Genomic DNA, 3,787 nt, shown 5'->3' on the forward strand with positions numbered 1-3,787 from the left:
CCCCAATAGTATGGAATCAATTTTAGTGGCAGAAGGAACCCTGCAAGCGGCCGCCACCAAAGTTGTGGACACCAGTTGTATTATCGATGGTCGTATCGAACAATTGTTAGACACGGGATTTATCGAGGGACAGATACTCATTCCCCAATTTATTCTTCAGGAATTGCAGCAGTTAGCGGATGGCAGTAATGACCAAAAACGAGTCAGAGGAAGACGCGGATTAGATATCTTAAACCGGATGCAGCAAGAATTTCCCGAGCGCATTATCATTCATCCAGCCGATTATGAGGATATTAGCACCGTAGATGCTAAATTAGTCCATCTTGCCCAAGAGATTAACGCCACCTTGCTCACGAACGATTATAATCTCAGTAAAGTGGCCAATCTGCAAAAAGTCACCATCTTGAATGTCAACGATCTCGCCCAAGCAGTACGCCCGATCTACTTACCCGGGGATACTTTGGATCTGAAAATTCTCAAAGCAGGAAAAGAACCCACCCAAGGCATCGGTTATCTGGAAGATGGCACGATGGTGGTGGTAGAAGAAGGAAAAGATTATCTGGGGGGAGAATTGCGGGTAGTGGTGACATCTGCACTGCAAACCTCGGCCGGCCGGATGATTTTTGCTAAACCCCAAAATTCCCTGATTGCCTAAAGGTAATAAAACCGAAAAAATCCTCAAATACAAGGCCGGAGGGGATTGTATTTGAGGAATTTCATTTTTTAAGGGAAGTTAAGTCACTAATCGAACTATCTAGGGTCTGCTGAAAAAGTTTTTCCTAGGGGCAGGGTGTAGGGTGTAGGGTGTGGGGTGTGGGGTTTTACCCATTTTCAGGTGGTCAATTACCTAATTTTCAGGGAAAAAGTCCAGGAATTTTCCCCCCAATCACTCCAAAGGTCGGCACTTTTTGAGGGAAAAAAAGTCTAAAAACCTTGTTGGACAAGGTTTTTAGATTTATTCAGCAAACCCTATCTAGCCAATTGATACCTAATTAAGCTGGTTTATTGATTACAGCCATGGACTGACGAGCAAAACCGAAATAACTATCCCAGAATTGTTTCTGACTATCGAGGGCAACTTTGGTGGCGGTTTCTTGGGCGGTTAGGTAGGATTTCACCCATTCTTGTTGATATTCGAGGGATTTAACCAAAGTTTCTGGAAACTCAAACACTGGTGTAGTCGTGGGAAGACCATTACCCCAAGCGGACAGAAGCATTTTCTGCCATTCGGCTAGGTATTTTTGGTATTCCTCAAGATAATTGGTGTTCATAGAAGTCAAACCGCTAACTAGCCCATCTGGAAGGAGATGGTGAGAAAGTGGGGCGGTGTTGCCACCTTCTCGAAAGCAAAAACCGTGACGAGATAAAATATAATATTCTATCCCTTCCTTATATTATAACCTGAGTTTGCGATCAGCCCCAATCTTCATGCGATCGCCCTAGGCTGGCCCTATTTTTTTGGTGACTCGGAACTAACGCTAAAATAATCCTACTCTAGCCATTTTCTCCCAACTATGATCGATCGCCCTATTCATGTAATTGGTGGAGGATTAGCGGGGACTGAGGCGGCGTGGCAGATAGCCCAAGCAGGTATTCCCGTGATCCTGTACGAAATGCGCCCAATTCGCTCTAGTCCCGCCCACCATAGCCAATTTTTAGCCGAATTAGTCTGTAGTAACTCCTTTGGTGCCATGGCGGTGGATCGCGCCACCGGGTTACTCCATGAAGAATTACGACGCTTAAATTCTCTAGTTATTGCTCAGGCCGATCAGCACAGTGTCCCCGCAGGAGGGGCTTTAGCGGTTGATCGGGGGGTCTTTAGTCGAAATTTGACGGAAATCTTGGCTAACCACCCTCTAGTCACCTTAAAACGTCAGGAGATCACGGAAATTCCCCGGGATGGTATCGTCGTTTTAACCACTGGACCCTTAACCAGTGCTGCCTTGGCCGCAGATCTGCAAAATTTTGCCGGCCTGGACTATCTGAGCTTTTTTGATGCCGCTAGTCCGATTATTCTAGGGGAATCTATTGATCAATCGATCGCTTTTCTGGCCTCCCGTTACGATAAAGGTGAGGCTGCCTATCTCAATTGTCCCATGGATCGGGAACAATACCTGCATTTCTGGCAAGAGTTAAAACAGGCAGAACAAGCAGAATTGAAGGATTTTGAGCGAGAAAATGCCAAATTTTTCGAGGCTTGTCTGCCAATCGAAGAATTAGCCAGTCGGGGAGAGGATACCATGCGTTTTGGTCCCCTGAAACCGGTGGGATTAGCGGATCCCAGATATCCAGATCAACGTCCCTACGCAGTTATACAGTTGCGAATGGAAGATAAAGCGGGGCAATTGTGGAATATGGTGGGATTTCAAACTAATTTAAAATGGGGTGAACAAACACGGGTTTTCCGTCTGATTCCGGGGTTAGAAAAGGCCGAATTTGTCCGCATGGGGGTGATGCACAAAAACACCTTTATCAATTCTCCCCAGTTATTATCCTCCAGTCTCCAGTTTAAATCGCGACCGACGCTATTAGCGGCAGGACAGTTAATCGGCACGGAAGGCTATACGGCTGCGGCTGCTGGGGGATGGTTAGCGGGAACTAATGCCGCTCGTTTAGCTTTAGGATTAGAAACGGTGACATTGCCAACCACAACGATGATGGGGTCATTATTTGAGTTTATCAGCAGTGCCGAACCGAAACATTTTCAACCGATGCCGCCAAATTTTGGCATTTTGCCGAATTTTACCAGAAAAATCCGCAATAAACGGGAACGTTACGGTCAATATGCCGATCGCTCTTTGCAGGATTTAGAAGCATGGTGGAATCAGCTAAAAACTCCCTGTCTCGTCTAACTGTCAATCGCTAATCGATCGCCCATAATAGAGAAGGAACCTATTTCTTTCTCTATCGCTATGCCAAACCCCGATTTTTTCCCTCCCCAATCCTACAGTCAAGAGGATGTGCAGGAAATTCTCTATTTGGCTATCTCCCGTCAAGGGGATAAGGGAGAAATTACCCGTCAACAGTTGTTAGAAATTGCCGACGATTTGGCTATTGAAGTTAAAGACTTAGAAGCGGCGGAAAAGGACTGGCAAGAGTCAAAAATGCTCAGTTATAAGCGGCAAGAATTCGATCGCTTTCGTCGCGAGGAGCTAAAAAATAAAACTGTTCGCTATCTGATTATTAATAGTTTTTTTATTATCATTAATTTAATTAGTGCGGGAACAATTTCTTGGGCAATTTATCTGCTTTTGCTGATGGGTTTACCTCTTTCTCTCTCGGCTTGGAAAACTTTCCAAAATCAAGGAATTGCCTACGAAGAGGCATTTAAACGCTGGAAAATTAAGGAGGAAATGAAAGAGTCTTTTACCAATCTTTGGACACAAGTTAAAAAGTTTTTACAGTTTTAATACTGTTGCCAAATTAAGCCTTTTTTGTTTTTGTGAACCACAGAGACACAAAGTACACAAAGTTGAGCTTTGCACTACTACTTAAGTAGCTGGTTATAATTAAATTAAAAATGAATTTTAGGTTCGATCCCCCCTGCCCCCCTTAATAAGCTATCCATTAGTCACATCTTTCTTAACATAAAATTTGACAAAAAGAGAAAAGTGTGCTAGATGGCTCAAGGGGGTTCTATGGGGGAACTAATTTGATGAGATAGTTTCCAAGTCTCGCTGATATCATGTAACCTTCGCAGTCCCAACCAAATAGTTTTAACACCTGGTTCACCGTCACCTTTTCTACCTAAAAACCCCCCAAGAGAAGCAATCATTCTGACCGCTTC

5 protein-coding genes are annotated in these 3,787 nt (G+C 44.3%); 3 read left to right on the plus strand and 2 right to left on the minus strand.

Annotated features, from left to right (window positions below; all coding sequences use genetic code 11):
- The coding region (locus PX484_RS13020) for a PIN/TRAM domain-containing protein (protein WP_353853231.1) at positions 1 to 655 on the plus strand (655 nt) is incomplete at its 5' end.
- A 337-nt stretch (positions 656 to 992) separates the two neighbouring features.
- Here PX484_RS13020 and PX484_RS13025 read toward each other — a convergent pair.
- A complete protein-coding gene (locus PX484_RS13025; protein WP_002736942.1) occupies positions 993 to 1,271 on the minus strand; it encodes a hypothetical protein in 279 nt (92 codons plus the stop codon).
- A 243-nt stretch (positions 1,272 to 1,514) separates the two neighbouring features.
- Here PX484_RS13025 and trmFO point away from each other — a divergent pair, with 243 nt between their 5' ends.
- A complete protein-coding gene (gene trmFO / locus PX484_RS13030; protein ID WP_002803278.1) occupies positions 1,515 to 2,852 on the plus strand; it encodes an FADH(2)-oxidizing methylenetetrahydrofolate--tRNA-(uracil(54)-C(5))-methyltransferase TrmFO in 1,338 nt (445 codons plus the stop codon).
- A gap of 60 nt (positions 2,853 to 2,912) precedes the next feature.
- Positions 2,913 to 3,410, plus strand: a complete 498-nt coding sequence (locus tag PX484_RS13035) for a 2TM domain-containing protein (protein ID WP_002781713.1) — start codon at positions 2,913 to 2,915, stop codon at positions 3,408 to 3,410.
- A 215-nt stretch (positions 3,411 to 3,625) separates the two neighbouring features.
- Here the strand turns inward: PX484_RS13035 and PX484_RS13040 are convergent.
- Positions 3,626 to 3,787: IS4 family transposase (locus PX484_RS13040; RefSeq protein WP_288104162.1), on the minus strand; the 162-nt coding region annotated here is incomplete at its 5' end.

This window comes from Microcystis sp. M49636_WE2 (assembly GCF_030065375.1).
GTDB classification, from domain to species: Bacteria; Cyanobacteriota; Cyanobacteriia; order Cyanobacteriales; family Microcystaceae; genus Microcystis; species Microcystis aeruginosa_C.